The sequence below is a fragment of the Gordonia sp. 11cp genome (assembly GCF_057767225.1).
In genome coordinates this window covers 1,621,586-1,647,433 of sequence record NZ_CM173437.1, presented here as the reverse complement: position 1 = coordinate 1,647,433, position 25,848 = coordinate 1,621,586, and the positions used below count along the sequence as shown (strand labels likewise).

Genomic DNA, 25,848 nt, shown 5'->3' with positions numbered 1-25,848 from the left:
TTCTGTGCTGCGACGAAGTCCTGTGCTGCGACGACCGCGGCCATCCCGCCTGTTACCCGCGGTCGGCATCGCTCTGACCTGTGCGGCATTGCTCGCGGGATGTGCCCAGCCGCGCACCGGCGACGGCGAGTCGACGGGGGTCTCCGCCACGCCGGGCGAGTACGTCTTGGGCGGGACCATCTCCTACGGCCATGAGCAGGAGCCGCCCTGCGTGCACGGAGGGTGGGTCCAGAACGCCTATCTGGCACGGCAATACCTCGACAACCTGGTATCGCTGGACGACTCGGGACGAGTGGTGCCGTGGCTGGCCACCCGCTGGGACGTCTCCCCCGACGGACGCTCGTACACCTTCCATCTCAAGCCCGGCGTCGAATTCAGCGACGGCACACCGCTCGACGCCGAAGCCGTCCGTGCCACCTTCGCGTCGTATCTGAATCCGGACAAGCCCAACGGCACGGTGGTGTCCTACATCGGCAAGTATTTCGAGTCCGACGAGGTCGTCGGGCCGCTGACCTACCGGATGAACCTCAGGTCCCCGTACACCCCGCTCCTCACCGTACTGACGCAGGGCTACTTCGGAATCCAGTCGCCGACCGCGCTGGCGCGTGGTCCGAAGGCCAATTGCACCAGCCCGGTCGGGTCCGGCCCGTTCATCATCGAACGCTGGGATCGCAATCGCAGCATCACCTTCGTCCGCAACCCGAACTACACCTCGCCCCCGGCGAACGCGAAGAACCAGGGTCCGGCCCACGTGGACAAGCTGATCTGGAAGTTCCTCAAGGATCCGGTGCTCCGCTACGGATCGCTGCGCAGTGAATCCTCCGACGTCATCTACAACGTGCCGGCCATCAACTGGGCGGACGCGACCAGCCGCTATCAGGTGAGTCGGTACGTGACGCCGGGACGACCGAACGCCATCACCCTCAACGTCGACCATGCACCGTTCGACGACGTCCGGGTCCGCCAGGCGTTCGCGTACTCGGCGGACCGTCGGAAAGCCGTCGAGACGGCGTTTCTCGGCGTGGTCCCCTACAACGCCAACGGCGCCCTCAGTCAGAGCACCCCGGACTACGACCCGGAGGCCGGGAACTACCCGCATGACCCGGAGGCGGCCGCTGCCCTGCTCGACGAGGCGGGCTGGACGGGCCGCGACGACGACGGCATCCGCACGAAGGACGGACGGCGCCTGACCGCTCGGGTCGTGTACGCCGCCGACGCGATCGTCGGACCCGAGGGTGCCGCGATCCTTCAGGCGGTGGCTCGACAGGCGCGTGACGTGGGCTTCGACATCCAGCTCGTCCCCGCCACCCAGAGCGCGTATTTCGGCGGGCAATACGCGAAGGCCCCGACCTACGACGCCTACGTCGGCTACTGGACCAGCCCGACCCCGGGCCTGCTCTACATCAACTGGCGTCAGCGACTTCCGGACAGTCCCAACCCGCACAACACGGCGTACTACAACGACCCGCGCCTGCAGAGTCTCATCGAGCAGGGCAACGCATCCCCGGATCCGGTGCAGGCCCGGGCGTTCTACCGGGACGCCCAGCGCCTCATCGGTGACAACGCGCTGTCGATCGGGTTGTATACGCAGACAACGTCGTTGGCGGTGTCACCGCGCCTGCACGGGGTGTGGGTCGAGAAATCACAAGGCGAACCGGTGTTCGCGGATGCGAGGTTTGTGCGATGACCCTGGTCGACGACTCGGCCGTGACCGCGGCCCGGCGCCAGGTACTCCCACCGCGGGGCCTGACCCGTTGGGCGGGCAAGATCGGTTCCGCTGTCTTCGTGCTGTGGGCGGCCGCGTCCATCACCTTCCTGCTACAGGTCCTCGCACCCGGTGACCGCGCCACGCTGCTCCTCAACCTCTCGTCGGGTGAGAGCCGCGAACGCACGCCGGACGAACTCGCTCCGGTCAACGCCGAGTACGGCTTCGACGATTCGGTGTGGTCGCAGTATGTGGACTATCTCGGCGGTCTGCTGCACGGCGATCTCGGCATCTCGTTCCAGCTGCAGCAGCCGGTCACCGAGATCATCGCCGACCAGATCGGGCCCACGCTCGTCCTCACCCTCACCGCCCTGGTCGTCGCGTGGCTCTTCGTGCTCGTCCTCACCACGCTCACGGCGGGCCGCCGCGGGCCCTGGGGCGCGGCCGGGTCCCTGATCGAGACCGTCAGCGCCGGCCTGCCGCAGTACTGGGTGGGATCGATCCTCCTGGTGGTGTTCGCGATCAACCTCGGCTGGTTTCCCGTCGAGAGCGGAACCGGCCTGTGGGGACTCGTCCTGCCGGTGCTCACCCTGGCCATTCCCCTGTCCGGTTTCCTCGGCCAGATCGCCCGCGACGAGTTCGCCCGCGCACTGGACCAGCCCTTCGTGCTCACCGCGCGCAGTCGCGGACTCGGTGACCTGTCGGTCCGGTTTCGACATGTATTGCGGCACTCCGTCCTTCCCGCGGTCACGGTCTCGGGCTGGGCCATGGGTGCGCTGCTGTCCGGTGCGGTGATCGCCGAAACCGTCTTCGCGCGTGCGGGTATCGGTCAGACACTGGTCGCGGCGGCCAGTTCGCGTGACGTCCCGCTGGTGAGCGGCATCGTTCTCTTCGTCGCGCTCGTCTACACGATCGCCAACCTCGCCGTGGACTTCCTCTACACCGTCATCGACCCCAGGATCGAGGTCCCATGACCCTCACCAATCCGGTCCGGCCCGCATTGACGAACGCGCTCTCCGCGGTACGCAGGTCCACCACCGGCACGCGTCTCGGCCAGGACCACCACCCGCGTCGCTCGTGGCCGCCGGCGGCGGTGATCGCCGCGCTCGTGGTTCTCGCCCTGTTGCTCGTGGCCGCGGTCGCACCCAACCTGCTCGCTCCTTACGACCCGCTCGCCGTCGACCTGGACGCCACCCTGCAACCGCCGAGCTGGGCTCACCCGTTCGGCACCGACCTCTCGGGACGAGACCTGCTGAGCCGCGTCATCGCCGGTACACGGCAATCGCTGATCATCGGGCTGGGCGCAGTCGCACTCGCCTCGGTCTTGGCGGTGTTGCTCGGCATCGCCGCGGGACTGTCGGGTCGCGTCTCCCAGGCACTGGCCAATCGCTGGATCGAGGTGATGTTCGCCTTCCCCATCGTGCTTCTCGGCCTCCTCCTGACCTCGGTCTTCGGCCCCGGACAGGTGACCCTGATCCTCGCGATCGGTATCGGTATCGCGCCGGGGTACGCCCGCATCGTCCGCGGACAGGTGCTCGCCGTCCGCAACGCGCCCTACATCGAGGCCGCGACCGCCCTGGGCCACCCTCGCCGCCGAATCCTCCTGCAGCACATCGCGCCCAACGCGCTCCGCCCGATGATCGTGACCGTGACGCTCGGAGTGGGACAGGCCATCATCTGGGCGTCGGGACTGGCCTACCTCGGACTCGGCGTGCCACCACCCGCACCCGAGTGGGGCGCGCTGCTCGACGCCGGACGCACCTACATCACCGTGGCCTGGTGGCTGGAGATCTTCCCCGGCCTCGTGATCGTCACGGTGGCACTGGCATTCACGACCGTGGGCCGGTATCTCGGCACACGCCTGGAAGGAGAACGCCGATGACCGTCGTCACCCGAGAGGCAGTGGCCTCCGGCACCGAAGACCGGACCGACGCGCCGCTGGCCGAGGTGCGCGACCTCCGCGTCTCGTTCGCCGGCCGCGAGGTCGTGAAGGGGGTGTCGTTCAAGGTCGATGCCGGCCAGTGCCTGGCGATCGTCGGCGAATCCGGCTCCGGCAAGTCCGTCACCGCGCGCACCCTCATCGGGCTCACCGGTCCGGGAGCCGAGATCGACGCCGCCGCATTGTCATTCGACGGACGTGACCTGCGCGGCCTCGTCGACCGCGAATGGCGCGCCATCCGAGGCCGCGAGATCGGATTCGTGCTCCAGGACGCCCTGGTGTCCCTGGATCAACTGCGCACGGTGGGCAGCGAGATCGCCGAATCGCTGACCGCTCATGGTGGCATCGGTCGCCGGACCCCGACACGGCTCGGACGTGCGCTCCGCGAGGAGCGTGTCGTCGAACTGCTCGACCTCGTGGGCGTTCCCGAACCGCGGGTACGGGCGCGTCAACGCCCGCACGAACTCTCCGGCGGACTCCGCCAGCGTGCCCTCATCGCGTCGGCCCTCGCCCAGGACCCGAAGCTACTCATCGCCGACGAGCCGACGACGGCACTGGACGCCACCGTCCAGGCACAGATCCTCGACGTGCTGGCCGAAGCGAAGACGCGAGGCAACGGCATCATCCTCATCTCGCACGATCTGGCCGTCGTCTCACGGCTCGCCGACCGCGTGGCGGTGATGCGCGACGGCGAGATCGTCGAATACGGCAACGCGCGCGAGGTGCTGACGGCCCCGCAGCACGAGTACACCCGGGGTCTCATCGACGCGATCCCGTCCCGCGCATCCAAGGGCACCCTGCTCGTCAGCGGTGAGCAACTCGGCACTCCGGTTACTCCGGCACCCGAACAGCCGCTCGCGCTGCGCGTCCGCGACCTGCGCAAGTCGTTCAGCGGCAAGGCGATCACCGCCAGACCAGCCGTGGCCGGGGTGAGTTTCGACCTCGCCGCCGGCCGCACCCTCGGCATCGTCGGCGAGTCGGGCTCGGGCAAGACGACGACCGCGCGGATCATCCTCGGTCTAACCGAACCCGACTCCGGCACTGTCGAACTGAATGGCGAACCGTGGTCTGGACTCACCGAAGCCCGGCGCCGGGAGTCGCGTCGGCTGATCTCGGTCATCTACCAGGATCCGCTCAGTTCGTTCGACCCGCGATGGACCGTCGATCGCATCCTCGCCGACGCCCTGCGCGTGACCGGCGTCCGCAGCGCGGATCTCGACCACCGGATCACCGAACTCCTCGACCAGGTCGGTCTGCACGAGGAGCACCGGCACCGGCACCCCTCGCGACTGTCGGGCGGACAACGACAGCGCGTCGCGATCGCCCGTGCGCTCGCACCACGGCCCGCCGTCATCGTGTGCGACGAACCGGTATCGGCCCTCGACGTGTCCATCCAGGCACGGATCCTCGACCTGCTGGCCCGCCTGCAGGCGGAAACCGGTGTCGCCCTTGTGTTCATCTCCCATGACCTGGGCGTCATCCACCACGTCAGCGATGACATCGCGGTGATGCGTTCGGGCGAGGTCGTCGAGTACGGTGCGGCCGATGCCGTCTTCGACGATCCGCAACACCCCTACACCCGCGAGCTCCTCGCCGCCGTGCCTCGGATCCAGGTGGCCTGACGCCGCGCCGGCATGACGAACACCGCCGCGAGGAGGGCACACCCGAGGAGCCCGGCGGTGAGGTAGTACGTGTCGGCGACCGCGGACGCGAGTTCGGGCATGGCCTCGACGCGTTCGGCCGAGCTCAGCGACATCGCACCCGCCACTCCCCGGCCCTCGACGACCGCACTGCGCGAATTCATCAGCGCCGCAATCGTGGCCGTGACCGCGGCCGACGCCAGCGCGACGGCGAACTGGTTCGAGGTCGTCAGGATGGTCGTGCCCCCGGGGGTGTCCGCACCTTCGAGGTCGCGGGTGGCGGCGGTCATCGTGGGCAGCATCGTCGCGCCGACCCCGATCCCCATGAGAGCGAGGATCGCGACGATGACAGGGTACGGGGTCGCGTCGTCGAGCACCGCGGCCATCGACGTCATCGCCGCCGTGGACATCACGATCCCGCAGATCGCGACCCGGCGCGGGTCCACGGAATCGGCCACCCGCGTGGCGATCTGGAGAGTGATTCCGCTCAGCAGCGCGGGAAGGACGAACAGCATGCCGGCGGTGGTGGCCGAATCGGACCGGACCGACTGGACATAGATGGGCAGGATCGTCATCGAGCCGAAGTACGCCCCGGCGAAGAAGATCATCACCACCACGCCACCGCGCAGGCGCGCATGTGCCAGCAGTCGCAGATCCAGGACGGGTGTTCGGCTGCGCAGCGACCGTCGGACGAAGTAGCCCAACAACATCAGGCCGACGCCCACCGGGACCAGAATCGACGCCTCCAGCAGCGAGCCGGTGTCCCCGGCGCGGGACAGGCCGAGGACCAGGAACGCACCGCCCGGTGACAGTGCGGCCACCGCTCGCAGGTCGATACGCGGCATGCGGCGAGAAGCGGTCCGGGGGAAGAACCGCCACGCCAGTGCCGCCGCGATCAGACCGAGGGGAACGTTGACCGCGAAGATGACGCGCCAGCTGCCGTGGTCGACGAGAACACCGCCCAAGACCGGCCCGAGCACGGGGCCCACGAGCGTGGGCAGTCCCAGGATGGCCATCATCCGTCCTCGCAGTGCTTCCGGTACCGCCTGCAGCGCGATGGCCATGCCCACGGGTTGCAGCATTCCGCCGCCGAGGCCCTGAAGGGCCCGAAAGACGATGAGACTGCCGATGTTCCAGGACAGCGCGGTGAGAAGTGATCCGAGAACGAAGACCATGAGCGCCGCGCAATAGACCCGCCGGCCGCCGAATCGGTTGCTGGCGTAGGCGGACAGCGGCATGACCGCGACGAGAGCCAGTGCGTACGCGGTGGTCACCCACTGCACGCTGGACAGCGGTGCGTCGAACTCGGTGGTCAGTTGTGGGAGCGCGACGGTCACCACCGTCACGTCGAGCATCACCATGAGGGTCGGGACGACGAGGATGAGGCCGATGCGCCGGCGGGCCGGGTCGAGTGTGGTCACGACGACGAGCAGACAACCTCAAGTCAACTTGAAGTCAAGGCCGGTGTGAAAACGTGCGTCTTCGGGCAAGGTGGAGAGATGCCGGACAACGAGAAGCCAACCTGGACGACGAACGAAGACGAACTGAAGACCGATCCCGATCTGCGCGACGATCCCGACGAGGAGAACGGCCCCGAGTCGGTTCTGCCGGCCGCCGGTGACACGGAGATCGGCGAGACCGACCGAATCCGGGAAGACAAGGCGTCCTACGACGGCGCGCAGCCACCGGCCGACCACACCGATGAGGGTCACGCGGTCGGCGGATCGGAGGGCACGACCGATGGCCAGTGAAACCCCGTCCGGACAGAAACGCACGATCGTCCTCACCGGCGCCAGCGACGGGATCGGCGCGATCGCGGCGCGATCCCTGGCCGGACCCGAGACCGAGCTCATCCTCGTCGGACGCTCACCGAAGAAGCTCGCGCCGATCGCGGCGGAGACCGGTGCGACCCCGTTCACCGCGGATTTCTCGGATCTGTCGCAGGTGCGGGACCTGGCCGCGGAGATCAATTCCGCCGTGGGGACGATCGACGTCCTGATGAACAACGCGGGCGGGACGTTCGACTCGTCGCAACGCTCCGCGGACGGGCACGAGCTCAACTTCAAGATCAACCACCTCGCCCCGTTCCTGCTGACCCACCTCCTCCGGGATCGGTTGGCCGCGGCCCCGCAGTCCCTCGTCCTGAACACCTCCAGCGTGGGCAACCTCTTCGGCCAGGTCGACCTCGACGACCTCGACTACGAGAAGCGTCGCACGCTGGGGATGCGGCCCTACGGCACCGCCAAGCTGATGAACATCCTGTTCACACGCGGGATCGCCCAGCGCTGGACCGCTGACAAGATCTACTCCGCCGCAGTCCATCCCGGACCCGCGGCTACGAGTTTCGGCCGCGACTCGCGGTTCGTCGGACTCGCCTACCGGTCTCCGCTGACGCGCCTGGTGACCATCACCCCCGAGCAGGGAGCCGCCCCGCTCATCGCCCTCGCCGAACGCGGCGCCGACCCGAGCGTCAACGGGGTGTACTTCAACCGCCACAAGGCCAACGGCCGGGAGAACCGTCAGGCCCACGACCAGAAACTGATCGACGGCCTGTGGCAGCGCTCCGCCGAGCTCACCGGTCTCGCCTGACCTGACCTGCGTCGTGGCCGACACCGCGGTTTGTCTCTACGTTGGCGGACGACGACCACACCGACTACCTGGGCACAGGAGGTTCAGATGACACGAAACATCCTCTTCATCATGACCGGCGCCGGAAGCTGGACGCTGAACGACGGCTCGACTCACAAGACCGGATTCTGGGCCGAAGAGGCCGTCGCGCCGCTGGAGGTGTTCCGTGCGGCCGGCTACAAGGTGACCGTGGCCACCCCCAACGGTGTCCAGCCGCCGGTCGACGAGACCAGTCTCGCGGTCGAGAGCATCGGCACCCCCGAGCGTGCGGCCGAGATCCGTCACGTCGTCGAGACCGCACCCGAACTGAAGAAGCCGATCGCCCTCACCGACGTTCGCATCACCGACTACGACGCGGTGTTCGTCCCGGGCGGACACGGTCCCATGGAGGACCTGGCCGTGGACTCGAACGCAGGTGGCCTCCTGATAGCGGCCGACGAGGCGAAACTGCCGCTCGGGATCGTGTGCCACGGACCGGCGATCCTGCTCGCCGCCACCAACTCCGACGGTGTCAACGCCTTCGCCGGTCGCACGGTGACCGGCTTCAGCAACGCCGAGGAGGAACAGGCCGGGCTCGCCGACAAGGCACCCTGGCTCCTGCAGGACCGGCTCACCCAGGCAGGGTTCAAGGTCACCCTCGGCGAGCCGTGGGCGGTCCACACCGAGGCCGACGGCAACCTGCTGACCGGCCAGAATCCCGCGTCGTCGGAATCGCTGGCACGCACTCTGCTCGATCGGCTCGAGAACGTACCGCAGGGCTCCAAGTAGCGTCTCTACCCCTGCTCCCTGAGGTGCGAGGAGCGTTAGCGACGCTCCTCGCACCTCAGGGAGCAAACCCGTCAGTGTCGTGAGTCGTACGGCAGCAAGGCCATTTCGCGCGCGTTGCGGATCGCCGTGGCGACCTGACGCTGCTCCTGCGGGCTCAATCCGGTGAGCCGCCGGCTGCGGATACGGCCTTTGTCGGACAGGAACTGTCGCAGCAGCGCGACATCCTTGTAGTCGACGGGAGTACGCCCGTCCACGCGCACGCCCTGTGCGACGAGCAGGTTCCGTTTGCGTTTGACCGGTTCGTCGTCGCGTCGACGGGTTCTCTTGTTGGCCATCACCATTCCTTGTTCTCGTGGAGCCTTCTCACCAGCTGGACTTCTGGATTCCGGGCAGCTCACCCCTGTGAGCGAGTTCGCGGAACCGCACGCGGGACAGACCCGCCTTGCCGATATACCCGCGGGGGCGGCCGTCGACCGCGTCCCGGTTGCGCAGACGCGTCGGACTTGCATTGCGCGGCAACCGCTGTAGGCGATGTAAGGCCGTCATCCGCTCCTCGGGCGTCGAATCGGGCGCCACACTTGCGCGCTTCAGTTCGGCGCGGAGGTCGGCATACCGCGCGACGACCTCCCGGCGCTGCTCGTTCCGGACGATCTTGGACTTCTTGGCCATCAGCGGTCCTCCTTGAAATCGACGTGGGCACGGGCGATCGGGTCGTACTTGCGGAGCACCATGCGGTCGGGATCGTTTCGGCGGTTCTTCCGCGTCACGTACGTGTATCCGGTCCCGGCGCTGGAACGCAGTTTGACGATCGGCCGGATCTCGTTGCGCGCCATCAGACTTTCTCTCCGCGCGCACGGATCCTGCGCAGCACCGACTCGATGCCGTGCTTGTCGATCGTCGAGATCCCCTTGGCGCTCACACGCAGCGTCACGTACCGACCCTCACCGGGCACGAAGTAGCGGCGTCGCTGGATGTTCGGGTCCCAACGGCGCGAGGTCCGCTTGTGCGAATGCGACACCTGCTTGCCGAAGCCCGGTACCCGACCGGTGACCTGGCACCTCTTGGACATGCTGCTGCCCCCTCCTTATCGACAATGATTGGCATTAACTGTTCCGCCACGGTACCGTCGCCGGAGCACAAATGGAAATCATTCTCAATAGATCGGAGTGGAGTCGTGCTCGACGATGGACTCGCGAACCGCCCGGATGGTGCCGGACCGACCGACCGTCGAACCCCGATCGTCGTGGTCACCGGGCTCGACGCGTCGTCGATCCACCGGGTCGGCGACGCGCTGGAGGGCGGGGGCGCCGGCAGTGTCCAGGTGCACCACGACCTGACCCAGGTCGAGGACGGCCGCGTCGTCCGGACCGTCAGCTGGCGGGGACCCGACGGACGCAGCCGACATGACGTCTGCATCGTCGAGCTGGCCCACGGATGCATCTCGTGCACGCTGCGGGAAGACCTGCTCCCGCTGCTCCGCCGACTTCATCGTCGACCGTCGGTGAACCGGATCGTCCTCACCCTGGACCCGGTCCTCGAACCCGAGCAGGTCGCGTGGTCGATCGAGAACGTCATCGTCGCCGACATGCCGGGGTTCGACGACGCCCCGGCAGCGGTCGACGTTCGCATCGACCTCACGGTTGCCTGTGTGGCCGAGGACGATTGGCTGACGTCGGCGACCGGCGACCTCTCTCTCGCCGAGGGTGGGCACGTCGCACTGGACGACGACCGCACGCTCGCGCAGGTGGCGGTCGGGCAGGTCGCGTTCGCCGACGCCCTGGTGGTCGCGGCGTGCGACCCGACCGTCCGCGACGCCTGGGCGTCGGCGCGACTCGTGGCCGTCCTCAAACGGCTCGCACCCAACGTCCCGATGATGTTCGAGCTGCCCCAGCGCCCGATCACCCCCACCCTCGCCGAACAGTTGCTGGCCGCGGTGCCGCCGCGCTCACGACGAGGTCGCATCGACGGACCGCACGACCCCCTCCTCGCCGGCGAACCCCCGTTGGAGTCCGACTGCGGCGTCACGTGGGTCGAGTTCCACAGCGATCGACCGCTGCATCCGGGCCGATTCCACGAGGCGATCGACGCACTGCTCGACGGGGTCGTCTGTGCGCGCGGGCGAGTCTGGATCGCCACCCAACCCGACGAGGCACTCTGGCTCGAGTCGGCCGGCGGTGGGTTGCGCGTGGCCCACGGAGGTCCCTGGTTGGCCTCGATGTCCGACGACGAACTCGCGCAGGTACCCGCCGAACGTCGTGCTCTCGGCGCACTGCGCTGGGACGAGACCTTCGGCGACCGGCACACGTCGCTGGTCGCGCTCGTCCATCAAGGCGACCCCGCCGAGATCGAGGAGGCGCTCCGCAACGCCTGCCTCAACGAGGTCGAACTCGCTGCGGGCCAACAGTTCTGGTCGACCTTCGACGATCCCTTCGGCGAGTTCCACGCCGACCCCTGCGACGACCTCGACGTCGCCGAGTCGACCGTGGACGCGGTGCCGGGGCTCGACACCTCGGACCCGCGGGACAACTGACCCCTCGCCGACACCCATCTCACCGGAAGGCACTCATCATGAAAAAGGGCATCCACCCCGATTACCACCCCGTCGTCATCCGCGACGGTTCAACGGGCAAGGAGTTCCTCACCCGCTCCACCGCGACGTCGCCGACCACCGTCACCTGGTCCGACGGCAACGAGTACCCGCTCATCACCGTCGACGTCACCAGCGATTCGCACCCGTTCTACACCGGGGTCAACACGATTCCCGACGTCGCCGGCCGGGTCGAGAAGTTCCGCCGCCGCTACGCGCACCTCGAGCGCTGACCCGAGTCAGCGGCCATCCGGGTTCGATTGCCTCGCTGTGGCAATCAGTTCTTGTCGTCCTTCGGTTTCCCGTTGCCACTGTTCCCGTTGCCGCTGTTCCCGTTGCCGCCATTTCCTCCGGAGTTTCCCCTACCGTTCCGATCGTTCTCGGTCGGAGTCGGCCCCGTCTGGGGCACACCGGTCTGCGGCAGTTCTGTCTGGGTCGGTTGCGGCGTCTCGATGGTGCTCGCCGGGATCGAGGGCTCTGCGGCGGGCAGTGAGGCAGGGGCGGGGTTCGTCGGCGACGGCGCGTCCTCGTCCGAGCTCGTCGCCGCCACGGTGATGGCGACCAGGAGCGCCGCCAGCAGTGCGGCGGATCCGCCGACCAGCGCGACCCAGGTTCGTCTCCGTGGTCGCGGCCGCCCCGTGGAGAGAGGTGCCGTCGGCGACCCGCCCCCGACCGGGGGTACGGGCCCCGGTGTCGCCGACAGCGGGGTCATCGACAGCGGGGTCACCGACAGCGGGGACGTGAGCCGGCTCGTCGCCGGATGTGACAGCGGTTCGGCACCATGGCCGGACAGCGCCGCAAGCATCGCCGCGGCGTCGGCGAACGATGCCACGTCACCGGGGCGCATGGCCCGATCGATCGTGTCGCGCAGGGCCGGTGAAACGTCTGGACGCACAACGGTCAATGGCGGCAGGGGCGAGTGCAGGATCGCATGCGCGACAGCGGCGGGATTGTCCTGGTCGTACGCGCGACGGCCCGTCAGCGCTTCGTACGCGACGACGGCGGCCGCATAGAGATCGTCGGCAGGTGTCGCCGCCTGACCCAGCACGCGTCCTGGGCTGAGATAGCAGATGGTGCCGACGACTTCACCGGTCGCTGTGTGCGCCGTGCCGGCGGTCTTGGCGATGCCGAGATCGGCCACCTTCACCCGGTCACCGGACATCAGCAGATTCGCGGGATTGATGTCGCGATGAAACACGCCGGCTGCGTGGGCGGCGTGCAGGGCCGCGAGGACGTCGGCAAGAATCGCGGCAACACGGTCGGGTGGCATCGGTCCGTCGACCATGAGGTCTCCGACCGTCGTGCCACTCAGCCGCTCCATCACGATGTACGGAGTCCCGTCGTGCTCGCCGAAATCGTGAACGGCAACGATGTTGGGATGGTTGAGTGCGGCGGCCGCCCGCGCCTCTGCGGCGAACCGTTCACGAGCGACTACCGGGGTCTCCGGCGCCGACCGCAGCAGCTTGATGGCGACCGACCGGTGGAGCCGCCGGTCCCACCCGTCGTGCACCACCGCCATGCCGCCACGTCCGAGAACTCCCCGGATCTCATAGCGTCCGTCGAGCAGATCGCGGTCCACTTGTCCACGGTAGCGGGTGCCTCGCCGGTCGATCATCGGCCCGACCCCGTGCGGACCGCGTACTCAACCGGGCAGCAATCCGTCGACCAGTGCGTCGACGATGTCGTCGAGCGGCACATCCGGGAGCAACGGGCCGGTCAGCTGGTCGAGCAGGAGGCCGTCGACCGCGAAGTGGAACAGGGCGATCTCCCGCGCCGACCCCGGCAGGCCCGCTTGCTCGTTGAAAGCGACGTCCCCGGCGAACCCGGCCCGACGCCATTCGACGATGATCTCCGCGACCTCGGGGCGACGGATCCCCTCGAGTCTCAGTTCGATGAGCGCGATGGTGACCTCGCGGTCGGCCAACAGGCGTTCGACGATGTTGCGAAGGTACTCCGCGAACAGATCGCGGGTCGGGGTGCGTCCGGCCCGTTCGGCGATGAAGTCGTCGCTCGGTGCGAGCCGCTCGTAGATGCGCTCCACGAGACCGGTCAGAAGTGCTGAGCGAGAACGGAAGTAGTTCGTCGTCGTACCGACGGGGGCGCCGGCGGCACGGTCGACCGCGCGGTGGGTGAGTCCTCGCGCTCCGGTGTCGGCGAGGACTTCGAGACCCGCGTCGGCGAGGGCTCGCCGCCGGTCATCATTTCGGACCATGGGAAAACGATAGCCCAACCACTACAAGTGCTGTAGGTTCTCAACCACTACATCTGAAGTGATTGGGGACAACATGCGTGAACTCGTGTACTACGTGGCCGTCAGTCTCGATGGGTACATCGCGGGACCAGACGGCCAGTTCGACGCCTTCCTGATGGAGGGCGATCACATGGACGGCATCAACGATCGGTTCGCCGACACGATGCCGACCGACTACGCCGCCGCGCTCGGTATCGACCAGAGCGCAGGCATCTTCGACACCGTGCTCATGGGAGCGAGTACCTACGCCGCCGGCTTGCCCGAGACGACGAGTCCGTACCGCCACCTCGACCAGTACGTCTTCACCCACCGCCGACACGATCCCGTGGACGGCGTGACGTTCACCGATCGTGACCCGGTCGAGGTGGTCCACGAGCTCAAACAGGCTGATGGCAAGGACATCTGGCTCTGCGGGGGTGGCAACCTCGCGACGCAGCTGTCGGATGAGATCGACCGGTTCGTCCTCAAACGCCAGCCGGTGCTGTTCGGCAGTGGGATTCCCCTGATGGCTCCCGGCCGCTACGCCCCCAGACGGTTACGTCGGGTCAGTGGTCGCGACTTCGAGACCGGGGTGTCGATCGTCGAATACGCCGCGTCGTAGAAGCGGACCTACGTCAGGACCGCGAGCGCGTCGTCGAGTGAGATGAGGTCGGCCATCGTCACACTCCTCGTGGTGCCTCGGAGGTCTCTCGCTGCACGCGTGGCGGCGAGTGCGGTCAGCCTGCCGGTGGCCTCGGACTGTCCGGTGCCCGAGGCCTGCCGTCGCTCGCCGGTGCGTCGATTCTCGGCGACGACGTGCCAGGCCTCCGACCCGAGCGGAGGTGCCCACGTCAGGGTGCTGCGCAACGCGGGCACCCGCCCGACCAGGCCGAGTGCCGCCGTCATCGGTGCCGAGCTGAGGGTGAGATACGAGCGGATCACGCCGGGCTTGTCGTCGAGGAGGACATGGTCGGGGAAGTCCGCGCGCAGGTAGCGCCTCGTGCGCCCGTCCGGACCGGTCGCGCGGCGGCTCTCACCCAGATTGCGCACCGGCCGGCCTTCGGGTGGGCAGTGGACATCGGTGCCGACCAGACCGACAGTCCAGGCCACTGCCGCCGGGCCGTGCTTCTCACCGGCGCCGAGGAGTACGAGGACGTCGAGGTCGTCGCCGGCGTGGGAGTCGAGCGCGCCGGTCAGGATGGTGCTGAGGCCCGGCGCCAGACCGGCGCCCAGGACGACCGGTCCGACCGCGGCGGCGCGCAACTCGTCGAGGTAGGCACCGGACGCCGCGATGTCGACCAGCGGCGTCCGAGCCGTCGCGGCACCGAGGTCTGGACGTTCGATGCCGGAGGCGTTGACGACGACGTCGTGTTCGGCCGCGAGGGTGCGCAGACCCGCAAGGTCGTCGCGTAGATCGATCCGGACATCCCCGGGTGCGGTGCGACTCGTCCCGGTCACGATGTGGCCGTCCCCCTCGAGTTCGCGCCGGACGACGGCGCCCACCGCACCGCGCCCGCCGAGGAGCAGGACCCGCAGGTGCGCGCGCTCGTTCGATTCGTCCATCCGACACCACTTTCGCTGTTCCCGATTGCCTGGAGACCATGCTCGGCGACAGCGATCGCGACCGGTGAGGACTTTTGCGGGATCTGCAAAGATGACGCCATGACCGCGGAGCTCACCGACCTGATCGATGCGATCGGCCCGCGGCTGCGCACCCTCCGGCTTGGGCGGGAACTCACGCTGACGGCGGTGGCCGAGGAGTCGGGATTGTCGATCAGCACACTCTCGCGTGTGGAGACCGGTAAACGGCAACCGACACTCGACGTCCTGCTCCCCCTCGCGAAGCTCTACCGCGTGTCCCTGGATCAACTCGTCGACGCACCGCCAACCGGTGATCCCCGCGTGCACCTCGAACCGAGGTCCATCGCGTCGGGAGGCATCATCGTCCCGCTCACCGGCTACCCGGGACGCGTGCGGGCGTTCAAGCACGTCCTGGGCCCGCGCGAGCCGCGACTGGTCACCCATGACGGGCACGCGTGGCTCTACGTGCTCGCCGGCAGACTGCGCGTGCTCCTGAACGACGACGAGCACATCCTCGAACCCGGCGAGACCGCCCAGTTCGACCCGACGACACCGCATTGGTTCGGACCGGCCGACGACAGCCCGGTCGAGATCCTGCATCTCTTCGGGCCGCACGGCGACCGCCCGGTGTCGCGCCTGGATGCACTTCCACCGCGGTGACCACGGAGTGCGCCGGAAACACGAAAGGCGACGAGCGGGCTCGTGGAGCGCGTCGTCGCCGTCGCAGTACATCGCCGACCGATGCCGGCTTCGAGATGAAGGTGGTGGAGCCTAGGAGATTCGAACTCCTGACATCTGCCTTGCAAAGGCAGCGCTCTACCAACTGAGCTAAGGCCCCGTGCCGTACCGGATCGGTTCGGCGGGATGCGAATTCGATGTCCGAAAACATCCGTCGCAGTGGGCCTAGGAGGACTTGAACCTCCGACCTCTTCGTTATCAGCGAAGCGCTCTAACCGCCTGAGCTATAGGCCCTTGAACCGAGGAGTGAGATTACCCGACCGATGCCCCAACAAACAAAACGGCTGGTCAGGACCTCGGTCAGTCGAGGTCGGCGAGCGTCACCTCAGCGCCGCCGACGAGGTCGGCGCAGATGTTGTAGATGTAGCTGCCGATCGTCGCCAGGGCCGTCAGCAGGATGGCGTTGATGGCCCCCAGGAGGGCCGCAGCGCCGAAGACGGTGCCCGCCCCCACGACGTCGCCACTCGTGCTCGATTCCTCGGCCATGAGCGTTCCGAAGCTGTTGTTCACCTGATCCCACACGCCCATGCCGTCGAGGATCAGGTACAGCACCGCGATGGAGATCATCCAGATGAAGAAGCCGACGACCGACAGCACGGCCGCGATCTTGAACGTCGCCCACGGGTCGATCCGACGGACCTGCACCGCCGCGCGCAGCGCGGTACCGGCGGCGAGCACCTGGCGCGGTGCCGACCGCGGCACCGACTTGCCGCCCGGCGCCTGCGAGGCCTCAGGCCGCTTCAGATCCGCGGTGTGGTGGATCTGATCGAGATCGGGCAGATCGTTCGCCGGGAGGTGACCCCGATCGATCGTGCTCGTGGGTGACTCGACGAAGCCGGACTCCTCGGTCGCCGTCGCCGCACCCGAGCGTCGAGGACTCTCGAGTTTGGTGACCGGCGCCTGCTGGCCGCTCATGCTGGCCGCAGCGGTACCGCTGTTCGTCACGACGCCGCGCGGCGGCGGGCCGCCCGGGTTGTTCTGCGGCGGGCCGCCCGGGTTGTTCTGCGGCGGGCCACTCGGACCGTTCTGCGACGGACCGCCCGGATTGCCGTCCGATCCGGGCCGGCGGGTGTCGTCACGAGTGAACGTCTCGGTCGGCGCGCCGGCCGAATCCTCGGCCGGACCTCGCTGCCACGGAGGCACCAGTCCCCCGGTCGGGGTACCCGTCCCGGGGCCCGCCGGCCCCCCGGCGGGGCGCCCGTTCTGGTCCTGATGCGGCTCGTTCGGTGTGCTCACAGACATTCCCTCACTCAGGCGTTGCTGACGTTGCTCGCTCGGCGCCGGGTCCGAACCCATCGCTCCCCGACCCGCCGGCGGACGACGGGCCGAGAAACAGTGGTCTTCACCCTAACGCCTAGGAAGAGACCTCTGTCTCGTCCGGCTCGTCGGCGTTGCGGGCGATCGCGATGACCGTCGTTCCCTCGTCGATGTTCATCAGGCGCACACCCTTGGTCTGGCGACCGGCCTTGCGGACCGACTTCGCCGTCGTGCGGATGACGCCGCCGCCCGAGGTGATGGCGTAGAGCTCGGAGTCGTCGTCGACGATGAGGGCGCCGATCAGTTCGCCGCGCCGTCGATCGTGGGCGATCGTCAGCACACCCTTGCCGCCGCGGCCCTGCACCGGGTAGTCGTCCATGCCGGTCCGCTTGGCGTACCCACCGGAGGTCGCGACCAGGAGGTAGGTGCCGTCGCGGACGACGTTGAGCGACAGGAGCGTGTCGTCGGTGTTGAACCGCATGCCCTGGACGCCCGAGGTCTGCCGGCCCATGGGCCGCAGGGCCTCGTCGTCGGCGTGGAAGCGGATCGACTGTCCCTTCTGCGACACCAGGAGCAGATCGTCGTCGGCGCTGCACAACTGGGCGCCGACCAGTTCGTCCTCACCGCGCAGGTTGATCGCCGCGATGCCGCCGGAGCGGTTCGAGTCGAAGTCGACCAGGCGGGACTTCTTGACCAGGCCGTTGCGGGTGGCGAGCACCAGGTACGGGGCATCCTCGTAGGTCTTGAGCTGGATGACCTGGGCGATGCGCTCCTCCGGCTGGAAGGCGAGGAGGTTGGCGACGTGCTGGCCGCGCGCGGTGCGGTTGGCCTCGGGCAGCTCGTAGGCCTTGGCGCGGTAGACCCGTCCCTTGGTCGTGAAGAACAGAATCCAGTCGTGGGTCGAGCACACGAAGAAGTGCTTGACGATGTCGTCCTGCTTGAGGCCGGCACCCTGCACGCCCTTGCCGCCGCGACGCTGGCTGCGGTACAGGTCGGTCTTGGTGCGCTTGGCGTACCCGGTCTCGGTGATCGTGACGACAACGTCCTCACGCGCGATCAGATCCTCGTCGCTGACGTCGCCGTCGGCCGCGATGATCTTGGTACGACGCTCGTCGCCGTACTTGTCGACGACCTCCTTGAGCTCGTCGCGCACGATCGCGCGCTGACGCTCCGGCCGGTCGAGGATGTCCTTGTAGTCGGCGATCTCGAGTTCGATCTCGGCGAGCTCGTCGACGATCTTCTGGCGCTCGAGGGCCGACAGCCGGCGCAGCTGCATCGCGAGGATGGCGTCGGCCTGGATCTCGTCGATGTCGAGGAGGTCGATCAGGCCGGTGCGTGCGGTCTCGGTGTTCGCCGAGCGGCGGATCAGCGCGATCACTTCGTCAAGGGCGTCAAGAGCTTTCACCAGACCGCGCAGGATGTGCGCGCGCTCCTCGGCCTTGCGCAACCGGTACCGGGTCCGACGCACGATGACGTCGATCTGATGCGCCACGTAGTAGCGGATCATCTGGTCGAGTCGCAGCGTGCGCGGCACACCGTCGACGATCGACAGCATGTTGGCGCCGAAGCTGGTCTGGAGCTGGCTGTGCTTGTACAGGTTGTTCAGCACGACCTTGGCGACGGCGTCACGACGCAGCGTCACCACGATGCGCATGCCGACGCGGTCCGAGGACTGATCCTCGATCCGGCTGATGCCCTTGAGCTTTCCCTCGTTGACCTGCTCGGCGATCGACTGGATCAGGTTGTCCGGGTTGACCTGGTACGGCAACTCGGTGACCACCAGCGTGGTGGCTCCCTTGTTCTCCTCGATGTCGACGACGCTGCGCATCCGGATGCTGCCGCGACCGGTCGTGTAGGCGTCCTTGATGCCCTGGCTGCCGACGATCAGTCCGGCCGTGGGGAAGTCGGGTCCCTTGATGCACTCCATGCAGGCGGCGAGGGTGGTCTCGTCGTCGGCGTCGTGATTCTCCAGCGCCCAGAACACCGCCTCGGCAACCTCGTTGAGGTTGTGCGGAGGCATGTTGGTGGCCATGCCGACGGCGATACCGCCGGAACCATTGATCAGCAGGTTCGGGATGCGCGACGGCAGTACCGTCGGCTCATTCGTCTTGCCGTCGTAGTTGGGGACGAAATCGACTGTCTCCTCGGTGATGTCACGCAACATCTCCATGGCGAGCGGCGTGAGACGCGCCTCGGTGTACCGCATCGCGGCCGCACCGTCGTTGCCGCGCGAGCCGAAGTTGCCCTGCCCGTCGATGAGCGGGTAGCGCATCGACCACGGCTGGGCGAGCCGGACGAGGGCGTCGTAGATCGCGGTGTCGCCGTGCGGGTGATAGTTACCCATCGTCTCCGCAACGGGTTTCGCGGACTTCACATAACTGCGGTCCGGCCGGAAACCGGCATCGAAGGACGCGTAGAGGAGACGGCGGTGCACCGGCTTCAGGCCGTCGCGCACCTCGGGGAGCGCTCGCCCCACGATCACGCTCATGGCGTAATCGATGTAGCTCTTCTGCATCTCCTGCCCGAGATCGACGGGCTCGATGCGATCGCCTTCGCCTCCGGCGGGCGGCAGAGTGGTGTCAGTCATTGTGTGTTCTTTCTGCGATCACTACGAATCGAGACGATCCGTGATCAGACATCGAGGAAGCGAACGTCTTTCGCGTTGCGGGCGATGAAGCTGCGGCGGGCGGCGACGTCCTCACCCATGAGGATGGAGAACAGTTCGTCGGCGGCCGCGGCGTCGTCGAGCGTCACCTGGCGGAGCACACGCACGGCCGGATCCATCGTGGTCTCCCACAGTTCCTTGGCGTTCATCTCGCCGAGACCCTTGTAGCGCTGGATGCCGTCCTCGGTGTTGATCTTCTTGCCCGCGGCGCGGCCGGCCTCGAGCAGTCCGTCACGTTCACGGTCGGAGTAGGCGAACTCCGGCGCCGACTTCTGCCACTTGAGCTTGTACAGCGGCGGCATGGCCAGATAGACGTGACCGTGCTCGATGAGCGGTCGCATGAAGCGGAACAGCAGCGTGAGCAGCAGGGTCGAGATGTGCTGACCGTCGACGTCGGCGTCGGCCATCAGCACGATCTTGTGATAGCGCAGCTTGCTGATGTCGAACTCGTCGTGGATGCCCGTGCCGAAGGCGGTGATGATCGACTGGACCTCGGTGTTCTTGAGCACCCGGTCGATCCGTGCCTTCTCGACGTTGATGATCTTGCCGCGCAGCGGGAGGATCGCCTGGTACATCGAGTCGCGACCCGACTTCGCGCTGCCGCCTGCGGAGTCGCCCTCCACGATGTAGACCTCGCACTTGCCCGGGTCGTTGCTGCGGCAGTCGGCCAGCTTGCCCGGGAGACCACCGATGTCGGTGGCGGTCTTGCGACGCACCAGATCACGAGCGTTGCGCGCGGCCATCCGGGCCCGCTGGGATTCGACGATCTTCTTGATGATGGTCTTCGCCTCGGCCGGGTTGGCCTCCAGCCAGTGACCGAGGTGCTCGCTGCAGACCCGCTGGACGAAACCCTTCACCTCGGTGTTGCCCAGTTTGGTCTTGGTCTGGCCCTCGAACTGCGGATCACCGACCTTCACCGAGATGACCGCCGCGAGTCCCTCACGGATGTCGTCACCCGAGAGGCGGTCTTCCTTCTTGTCCTTGATGAACTTCTTCTCCACCGCGTACTTGTTCACCGTGAGGGTCAGCGCAGCACGGAAACCCTCCTCGTGCGTACCACCCTCGTGGGTGTTGATGGTGTTGGCGAAGGTGTGCACCGATTCGGAATAGGTAGCGTTCCACTGCATCGCGACCTCGACCTCGTGACCCGTGCCCTGCCCGGTGTAGCCGATGACCGTGGTGTGGATGGACTGCTTCGTGCGGTTGAGGTGCTTGATGTAGTCGACGAGTCCGTCGGGGTAGTGGTAGGTGCGGGTCTTCGGCTTCGCCGCGGCCGCCGCCTTCTCCTCCGCGGACTTGATCTCCTCCGCGGCCTCGGTGAGGGTGCTCTCCTCGTCGCCGTCGGCGTCCCCCGGCGCTTCGATGGCCTGCGGGCGCTGATCGGTCAGCGTGATGGTGAGGCCCTTGTTCAGGAAGGCCATCTCCTGCAGACGACGCGCCACGGTCTCGGCGTTGAATCGCGTGGTCTCGGTGAAGATCTCGGGGTCCGGCCAGAACCGGACGGTGGTACCGGTCTTACGGGTCGGGCTCCCCTTCTCGAGGGCACCGGGCTTGGCGTAGTTGTAGGTCTGCTCCCAGTGGAAACCGTCGTTCTGGATCTCCAGCTCCACCTTGGTCGACAAGGCGTTGACCACCGAGATGCCGACGCCGTGCAGACCGCCCGACACCGCATAGGCGTCGGAGTCGAACTTACCGCCGGCGTGCAGCTGGGTCATGACGACCTCGACGGTCGGGACGCCGGTCCGGTGCATGCCGGTCGGGATTCCACGACCGTCGTCGACGACCTGGACACCGCCGTCGGCGAGCAGGGTCACGTCGACGCGGGAGGCGAAGCCGGCCATCGCCTCGTCGACGGAGTTGTCGACGACCTCCCAGATCAGGTGGTGGAGGCCTCGTTCACCGGTGGATCCGATGTACATACCGGGCCGTTTGCGAACGGCCTCCAGACCCTCGAGGATGTTGATCGAATCGGCGCCATACTCTGACGGCTTCTTCTTGTTCTTCTTCGGTCCGGTGTCGCTGGTGTCGGCCACGAGGTGCGTCCGCTCCTGTTCTGCTCATCGACGGATCAGGTGGTCTCCGGATCCGTCGTCGATCCTTGTCGACGGGGCACACGGCGGTTGCGCGCACAGGAGTACCCGGCGGGTACATCCGGGTAGCCTGGCGGCGCTGTCTGTCTGTCGTTGTGCACCCCTGTCGGGACAACTCTCCATAGTGTACTGCCTGACTCGCCCTGGAACGCGCATCCGGGGCCGCTAACAGGCCCTCAGAACGATTTTTTGGCCTCGTCCCCGGTTCGATCGTGGCTTGGGGATGGAAAACGGCCCACGAGGCTCAGCAACTAGTAATGTGTCAGCGACTCTGCTAGCGATGCGTCAGCCGTAGGTGTCGCGCGGGCCCCGGCCGCGGACATGCCGCTCACCCTTGCGCCACGACGGACCCTTCGGACCACTGATCCGCAACGACGTGACCTGGCCGTGGCCGATGGCCGCGGCTATCTTGGCGAGGATCTGCGACTGGACGTAGCGGAGTTGTGTCGCCCACGCCGTGGACTCGGCCTGGACATGAAGTACGTTGTCGCGCAGTGCAATCGGCTGCGCGTGCGCGGCGATGTCGGAACCGACGATCTGCTCCCACATCCCGAACAGGGTGCCCTCGCCGATCTTCTCCTGCCAGCCGCGTTCTTTCGCCAGACCACCGACGAGGCGGCCGAACGGCTGCGGATCCCGCGCATCCGGTCCGGAACCGGACCAGCGCCGGCGCCCCTGGGATCCGCGCGGGACACGACGGACGGGTGAGGCCCGGCCCCGGCCGACGGACTTCCCCGCGGCTCGGGCCTGCGCGCGCGCCTCCTCCAGCGCCTTACGAGCGCGCTCGTACCCGCCCAGCTCACCGGGCGGGGTCGGGCGCGGCGCGGGCTCGACGGGATCGGAGGATCCGGCCGGGAGATCGTCACTCATGGGTCTCCTCCCCCGCGGCCACCACATCGGCGTCTGCGTCGTCTCCATCATCGTCGTCGTCGACGATGTGTGACCGTCGTCCCTCGCCGTCGTCGACCACGTCGACGCCGATCCGCCGGCCACCGATCTGGCCGGGGATGTCCTCGGCCACGGCAGCGGTGATGAGCAGCTGCTCGGCTTCGGCGGTGAACTCGACGAGTTGCGCGCGCCGCTTGGCGTCCAATTCGGCGAACACATCGTCGAGCATGATGACCGGCTCGACGCCCTCGGCACGGGTCAGCTCGACCGATCCCAGCCGCAGGGCCAACGCCAACGACCACGATTCCCCGTGCGAGGCAAAGCCTTTCGCGACATCGTTGCCGAGCACGATGTCGATGTCGTCGCGGTGCGGCCCGACCAGGCACAGGCCGCGCTCGATCTCCTTGTCGCGCAACTCCGTCAGGCGCACCGCCAGCACGTCGGCGATGGCCTCCGGGGTGCGCTCCTCGATCTCCGCACCACCCGCGGGACGATAGCGGAGCACGGCCGGCCGTGAATGCGGCGCGATCGAGGCGTACGAACCCGTGAAGTGGGGCTCGAGCTCGGCGAGCACCGACAACCGTGCGGCGATCACCTGACCGCCGAGATCCGCGAGCTGACCGTCCCAGACGTCGAGCGTGCTGATGACCGAATCTGCTTGTTCCCCACCACGTCTCAGTGCCGCCGCGGCAGTCTTGAGCAAAGCCGAACGCTGGCGGAGGACCCGGTCGTAGTCGGCGCGGGCCGCGGCGAAGCGGGGTCCTCGCTGTGCGACGAGCTCGTCGACGAAACGTCGTCGATCGCTCGGATCCCCACGCACCAGGGAAAGGTCCTCCGGTGCGAACAGCACCGTGCGGAGGATGCCGAGCAGGTCGCGGGGTCGTCGTGCCGGGCTCCCGTTGATGGCCGCCTTGTTGGCCCCCTCGGCGTTGATCCGCAGATCGGCGGTCAGCTCGCGACCGTCGTTCTCGACCGTCGCGATCACCGATGCCGACGCGGATCCCGCGTGGACGAGAGGCGCATCGGAACTCACCCGATGCGACCGGAGGGTCGACAGGTAGAACAGCGCCTCGAGCAGGTTCGTCTTGCCGAAGCCGTTACGGCCGGTGAAGACGGTCGGGCCGGGCGCCAGATCGAGGTCCACGGCCCGCCACGATCGGAAATCCTTCAGATGCAGCTCACGGACGAACACGAGTCGGCGTCGATCCTGGTGACGGCGAGGCCGGCGGCGGCCGTCAGCCGGGGAGGCGGACGGGCATCAACAGGTAGCTGAAGGCGCTCTCGGGAGCGACGAAGGCGCCGGACTCGTCCGCCACCGGATCCTCGCCGCTGGCCGGGCGGAGCACCGCGGGCCGGCTGGGGGTGGTGAACCCGAAGTCCACCGCGTCGGCGTTGATCGCCGACAAGCCGTCCTGCAGGTACCCGGGATTGAACGCGATCGTGAGGGGCTCACCCTGGAACGACACGGGCAGCTCTTCCTCGGCCTTACCCGCCTCGTCACCGCCCGCGGTGAGGAGCACGGATCCCTCGGAGAACTCCATCCGGACCTGTGCGCCGCGCTCGGCGACGAGGGCCACACGACGGATCGCCTCGATCAGCGGGCCGCTGTCGATGGTGGCGACGGCGGTGTGGCTGGCCGGCAGCAGCTGACGGAACTTCGGGAACTCCGCGTCGAGCAGACGGGTGGTGGTCTTCTTCGTCTCACCGAGGATGCCGAGGATGCCGTCGGAACCGATGGCCGCGCCGCCACCAAAGGCCAGCGAGACGACTCCGGTGCCCTCGGCACCAGCGGTCTTGGCGCTCTCCGAGAGCGTCTTCGCCGGGACCAGGACGGCGCCCTTGGTGTCGGGATCAGAAGGCTCCCACTGCAATTCGCGCACTGCAAGGCGGAAGCGGTCGGTTGCGGCGAGGACGACGGAGTTGCCCTCGATCTCGACGCGCACGCCGGTCAGCATGGGCAGCGTGTCGTCCTTGCCCGCCGCCACGGCCACCTGGGAGATCGCCTCGGCGAACAGTTGCGACGGGATCGTGCCGGTGATGGCGGGGACGTCGGGCAGCTGCGGGTAGTCCTCGACCGGCATCGTCGGGAGCGAGAACTTCGCGCTGCCACAGGTGATGGCGACGCGAGAACCGTCGAGAGTCACGTCGACCGGCTTGTTCGGGAGGGCTTTGGTGATGTCGGCGAGGAGCCGGCCGGAGACCAGGACCTGTCCGGGGTCGGCGACCTCGGCGCCGAGGTTCTCCTGCGCCGAGACCTCGTAGTCGAAGCCCGAGACGGTCAGGCCGGTCTCGCCGACGTTGAGCACGACACAGCCGAGAACCGGGACGGGCGGACGAGACGGGAGACTGCGGGCGACCCAGGCGACGGAATCAGCGAACTCGTCACGCGCGACACGAAACTTCATGCTGGGAGGTTGCCCTTCTCTCGTTCTCGTTCCCGCCTGGATCGCCGGGTCGGCGCCGCAGTGGGTCGGCCGGCCTGGAGTGGGATCCCGCATCCGGGAGTCCCACTGTAGAACGCCGCTGCCCGGACCGGGGTGGTTGGGGGCAAGTCCGGCCCTCGTCGGGGCGATGTCCGACCGGCCCGGTCGGCACCGGTCTGTGCACAGACCTTCTTACAAAAGATTCTCTTTATAGAGGGATCCATCTCAGTAATAGGAGCTGTGGAATCTGTGGACAACCATGACATCGGGCCAGTCCGGGCGGGTGCACGCGTGTGTATGACCGGTGGAGCAACGTCGAGCGGATCCGGCCGCCGGTGTGGAGTTTCGATGTTGTTCGCGCGGCGTCCACCGTCGGTGCACATCCGGACACGGGTTATCCCAAGGATCATCCACAGCTGGTGATCATTCGTGAGCAGGGCAGACGTCGACCGGATCCGACCGCGCGACCCGCCGTTTCGGAGCCGGAGACCCTCGACCCGAGGAGCAGACTTGGCATTCCCGTGGCGCTGTCGGGGGTTGGTGTCGGGGTTGCCGTCGAGGGCTGCCATTCGGGTCCACGGGAGCGGGACGAGACACCGAGGGAACCCGTGAGACGACCGCACCCCCGGGCCGTTGCCGGCTCGGGGGTGCGGGGGCCAGAGATGTGCGCCAGGGCCACAGGTACGCCGGGCCACAGACAGGGAGAAGG

25 protein-coding genes and 2 tRNA genes are annotated in these 25,848 nt (G+C 67.7%); 11 read left to right on the top strand and 16 right to left on the bottom strand.

The genetic code is table 11. The annotated features are described in order from the left end of the window. The first annotated feature begins 22 nt into the window (after window positions 1-22). The 4 genes from AC3B6C_RS07240 to AC3B6C_RS07225 are packed head-to-tail and all read left to right on the top strand — an operon-like array spanning window position 23 to window position 5,266. The gene (locus AC3B6C_RS07240; protein WP_488375555.1) at window positions 23-1,687 is read left to right on the top strand and encodes an ABC transporter substrate-binding protein; all 1,665 of its coding nucleotides are present in this window, start codon (window positions 23-25) and stop codon (window positions 1,685-1,687) included. Continuing rightward, complete coding sequence (locus AC3B6C_RS07235) at window positions 1,684-2,679, top strand: ABC transporter permease (RefSeq protein WP_488375553.1); 996 nt, start codon at window positions 1,684-1,686, stop codon at window positions 2,677-2,679. The genes AC3B6C_RS07240 and AC3B6C_RS07235 overlap by 4 nt, the downstream gene beginning before the upstream one ends. Continuing rightward, a complete protein-coding gene (locus AC3B6C_RS07230; RefSeq protein ID WP_488375552.1) occupies window positions 2,676-3,587 on the top strand; it encodes an ABC transporter permease in 912 nt (303 codons plus the stop codon). Before AC3B6C_RS07235 ends, AC3B6C_RS07230 begins: the two co-directional genes overlap by 4 nt. Further along, window positions 3,584-5,266, top strand: coding sequence for a dipeptide ABC transporter ATP-binding protein (locus AC3B6C_RS07225; protein ID WP_488375551.1), 1,683 nt, complete (start codon window positions 3,584-3,586; stop codon window positions 5,264-5,266). Before AC3B6C_RS07230 ends, AC3B6C_RS07225 begins: the two co-directional genes overlap by 4 nt. On the opposite strand, the gene AC3B6C_RS07220 is transcribed toward AC3B6C_RS07225, so the two are convergent. Beyond that, window positions 5,218-6,705: a DHA2 family efflux MFS transporter permease subunit gene (locus tag AC3B6C_RS07220; RefSeq protein ID WP_488375550.1), complete on the bottom strand. Its 1,488-nt coding sequence runs from the start codon at window positions 6,703-6,705 to the stop codon at window positions 5,218-5,220. The two genes, AC3B6C_RS07225 and AC3B6C_RS07220, sit on opposite strands and share 49 nt — an antisense overlap. A 78-nt stretch (window positions 6,706-6,783) precedes the next feature. Here AC3B6C_RS07220 and AC3B6C_RS07215 point away from each other — a divergent pair, with 78 nt between their 5' ends. From AC3B6C_RS07215 to AC3B6C_RS07205, 3 genes are all read left to right on the top strand, one after another. Then, window positions 6,784-7,035: a hypothetical protein gene (locus AC3B6C_RS07215; RefSeq protein ID WP_014924808.1), complete on the top strand. Its 252-nt coding sequence runs from the start codon at window positions 6,784-6,786 to the stop codon at window positions 7,033-7,035. Then, a complete protein-coding gene (locus AC3B6C_RS07210) occupies window positions 7,025-7,873 on the top strand; it encodes an SDR family NAD(P)-dependent oxidoreductase (protein ID WP_488375548.1) in 849 nt (282 codons plus the stop codon). Before AC3B6C_RS07215 ends, AC3B6C_RS07210 begins: the two co-directional genes overlap by 11 nt. Before the next feature lie 87 nt (window positions 7,874-7,960). After that, window positions 7,961-8,680, top strand: coding sequence for a type 1 glutamine amidotransferase domain-containing protein (locus tag AC3B6C_RS07205; RefSeq protein WP_488375546.1), 720 nt, complete (start codon window positions 7,961-7,963; stop codon window positions 8,678-8,680). Between the two features lie 71 nt (window positions 8,681-8,751). Here the strand turns inward: AC3B6C_RS07205 and rpsR are convergent, their stop codons facing one another. Genes rpsR through rpmB form a run of 4 tightly spaced genes read right to left on the bottom strand, consistent with a single transcriptional unit; the run spans window position 8,752 to window position 9,749 of the window. Beyond that, entirely contained in the window at window positions 8,752-9,015 is a 264-nt protein-coding gene (rpsR, locus tag AC3B6C_RS07200) for a 30S ribosomal protein S18 (RefSeq protein ID WP_083889011.1), read from the bottom strand. A gap of 28 nt (window positions 9,016-9,043) precedes the next feature. Continuing rightward, on the bottom strand, window positions 9,044-9,349 hold the full coding sequence (gene rpsN / locus AC3B6C_RS07195; RefSeq protein ID WP_055476351.1) for a 30S ribosomal protein S14: 306 nt from the start codon (window positions 9,347-9,349) through the stop codon (window positions 9,044-9,046). After that, window positions 9,349-9,513 (bottom strand): 50S ribosomal protein L33, encoded by a 165-nt coding sequence (gene rpmG / locus AC3B6C_RS07190; RefSeq protein ID WP_488375545.1) that lies wholly within the window; start codon window positions 9,511-9,513, stop codon window positions 9,349-9,351. The genes rpsN and rpmG overlap by 1 nt, the downstream gene beginning before the upstream one ends. Continuing rightward, complete coding sequence (rpmB, locus tag AC3B6C_RS07185) at window positions 9,513-9,749, bottom strand: 50S ribosomal protein L28 (RefSeq protein ID WP_055476352.1); 237 nt, start codon at window positions 9,747-9,749, stop codon at window positions 9,513-9,515. Before rpmB ends, rpmG begins: the two co-directional genes overlap by 1 nt. 105 nt (window positions 9,750-9,854) lie before the next feature. On the opposite strand from rpmB, the gene mrf reads away from it, so the two are divergent. Continuing rightward, a complete protein-coding gene (mrf, locus tag AC3B6C_RS07180; protein WP_488375544.1) occupies window positions 9,855-11,210 on the top strand; it encodes a ribosome hibernation factor-recruiting GTPase MRF in 1,356 nt (451 codons plus the stop codon). A gap of 38 nt (window positions 11,211-11,248) precedes the next feature. Further along, window positions 11,249-11,500, top strand: a complete 252-nt coding sequence (locus tag AC3B6C_RS07175) for a type B 50S ribosomal protein L31 (RefSeq protein ID WP_014924801.1) — start codon at window positions 11,249-11,251, stop codon at window positions 11,498-11,500. Between the two features lie 44 nt (window positions 11,501-11,544). Here AC3B6C_RS07175 and AC3B6C_RS07170 read toward each other — a convergent pair whose 3' ends face one another. Both AC3B6C_RS07170 and AC3B6C_RS07165 read right to left on the bottom strand, forming a co-directional pair. Further along, window positions 11,545-12,846, bottom strand: a complete 1,302-nt coding sequence (locus AC3B6C_RS07170) for a serine/threonine-protein kinase (RefSeq protein WP_488375543.1) — start codon at window positions 12,844-12,846, stop codon at window positions 11,545-11,547. A gap of 63 nt (window positions 12,847-12,909) precedes the next feature. Continuing rightward, on the bottom strand, window positions 12,910-13,479 hold the full coding sequence (locus tag AC3B6C_RS07165; protein ID WP_488375542.1) for a TetR/AcrR family transcriptional regulator: 570 nt from the start codon (window positions 13,477-13,479) through the stop codon (window positions 12,910-12,912). Between the two features lie 73 nt (window positions 13,480-13,552). On the opposite strand from AC3B6C_RS07165, the gene AC3B6C_RS07160 reads away from it, so the two are divergent. Further along, complete coding sequence (locus AC3B6C_RS07160) at window positions 13,553-14,119, top strand: dihydrofolate reductase family protein (RefSeq protein WP_488375541.1); 567 nt, start codon at window positions 13,553-13,555, stop codon at window positions 14,117-14,119. Between the two features lie 8 nt (window positions 14,120-14,127). On the opposite strand, the gene AC3B6C_RS07155 is transcribed toward AC3B6C_RS07160, so the two are convergent. Next, window positions 14,128-15,060, bottom strand: coding sequence for a saccharopine dehydrogenase (locus AC3B6C_RS07155; RefSeq protein ID WP_488375540.1), 933 nt, complete (start codon window positions 15,058-15,060; stop codon window positions 14,128-14,130). Window positions 15,061-15,159: 99 nt separating this feature from the next. Between AC3B6C_RS07155 and AC3B6C_RS07150 the strand changes: the two genes are divergently transcribed. Further along, window positions 15,160-15,738, top strand: coding sequence for a helix-turn-helix domain-containing protein (locus tag AC3B6C_RS07150; RefSeq protein ID WP_488375539.1), 579 nt, complete (start codon window positions 15,160-15,162; stop codon window positions 15,736-15,738). 102 nt (window positions 15,739-15,840) lie between these two features. Here the strand turns inward: AC3B6C_RS07150 and AC3B6C_RS07145 are convergent. The 8 genes from AC3B6C_RS07145 to dnaN all read right to left on the bottom strand — a co-directional run bounded on the left by AC3B6C_RS07145 (window position 15,841) and on the right by dnaN (window position 25,121). Beyond that, window positions 15,841-15,916: transfer RNA gene (locus AC3B6C_RS07145), tRNA-Ala, on the bottom strand. Between the two features lie 60 nt (window positions 15,917-15,976). Then, window positions 15,977-16,050: transfer RNA gene (locus AC3B6C_RS07140), tRNA-Ile, on the bottom strand. Window positions 16,051-16,116: 66 nt separating this feature from the next. Then, a complete protein-coding gene (locus tag AC3B6C_RS07135; RefSeq protein WP_488375538.1) occupies window positions 16,117-17,052 on the bottom strand; it encodes a DUF3566 domain-containing protein in 936 nt (311 codons plus the stop codon). A 118-nt stretch (window positions 17,053-17,170) separates the two neighbouring features. After that, window positions 17,171-19,660: a DNA gyrase subunit A gene (gene gyrA / locus AC3B6C_RS07130; protein ID WP_010843052.1), complete on the bottom strand. Its 2,490-nt coding sequence runs from the start codon at window positions 19,658-19,660 to the stop codon at window positions 17,171-17,173. A 44-nt stretch (window positions 19,661-19,704) separates the two neighbouring features. Next, the gene (gyrB, locus tag AC3B6C_RS07125; RefSeq protein WP_055476359.1) at window positions 19,705-21,771 is read right to left on the bottom strand and encodes a DNA topoisomerase (ATP-hydrolyzing) subunit B; all 2,067 of its coding nucleotides are present in this window, start codon (window positions 21,769-21,771) and stop codon (window positions 19,705-19,707) included. Window positions 21,772-22,113: 342 nt separating this feature from the next. After that, window positions 22,114-22,698, bottom strand: coding sequence for a DUF721 family protein (locus AC3B6C_RS07120; RefSeq protein WP_010843054.1), 585 nt, complete (start codon window positions 22,696-22,698; stop codon window positions 22,114-22,116). Then, window positions 22,691-23,908 (bottom strand): DNA replication/repair protein RecF, encoded by a 1,218-nt coding sequence (recF, locus tag AC3B6C_RS07115; protein WP_488375537.1) that lies wholly within the window; start codon window positions 23,906-23,908, stop codon window positions 22,691-22,693. Before recF ends, AC3B6C_RS07120 begins: the two co-directional genes overlap by 8 nt. Window positions 23,909-23,951: 43 nt before the next feature. Next, the gene (dnaN, locus tag AC3B6C_RS07110; protein WP_010843056.1) at window positions 23,952-25,121 is read right to left on the bottom strand and encodes a DNA polymerase III subunit beta; all 1,170 of its coding nucleotides are present in this window, start codon (window positions 25,119-25,121) and stop codon (window positions 23,952-23,954) included. Window positions 25,122-25,848 lie beyond the last annotated feature (727 nt).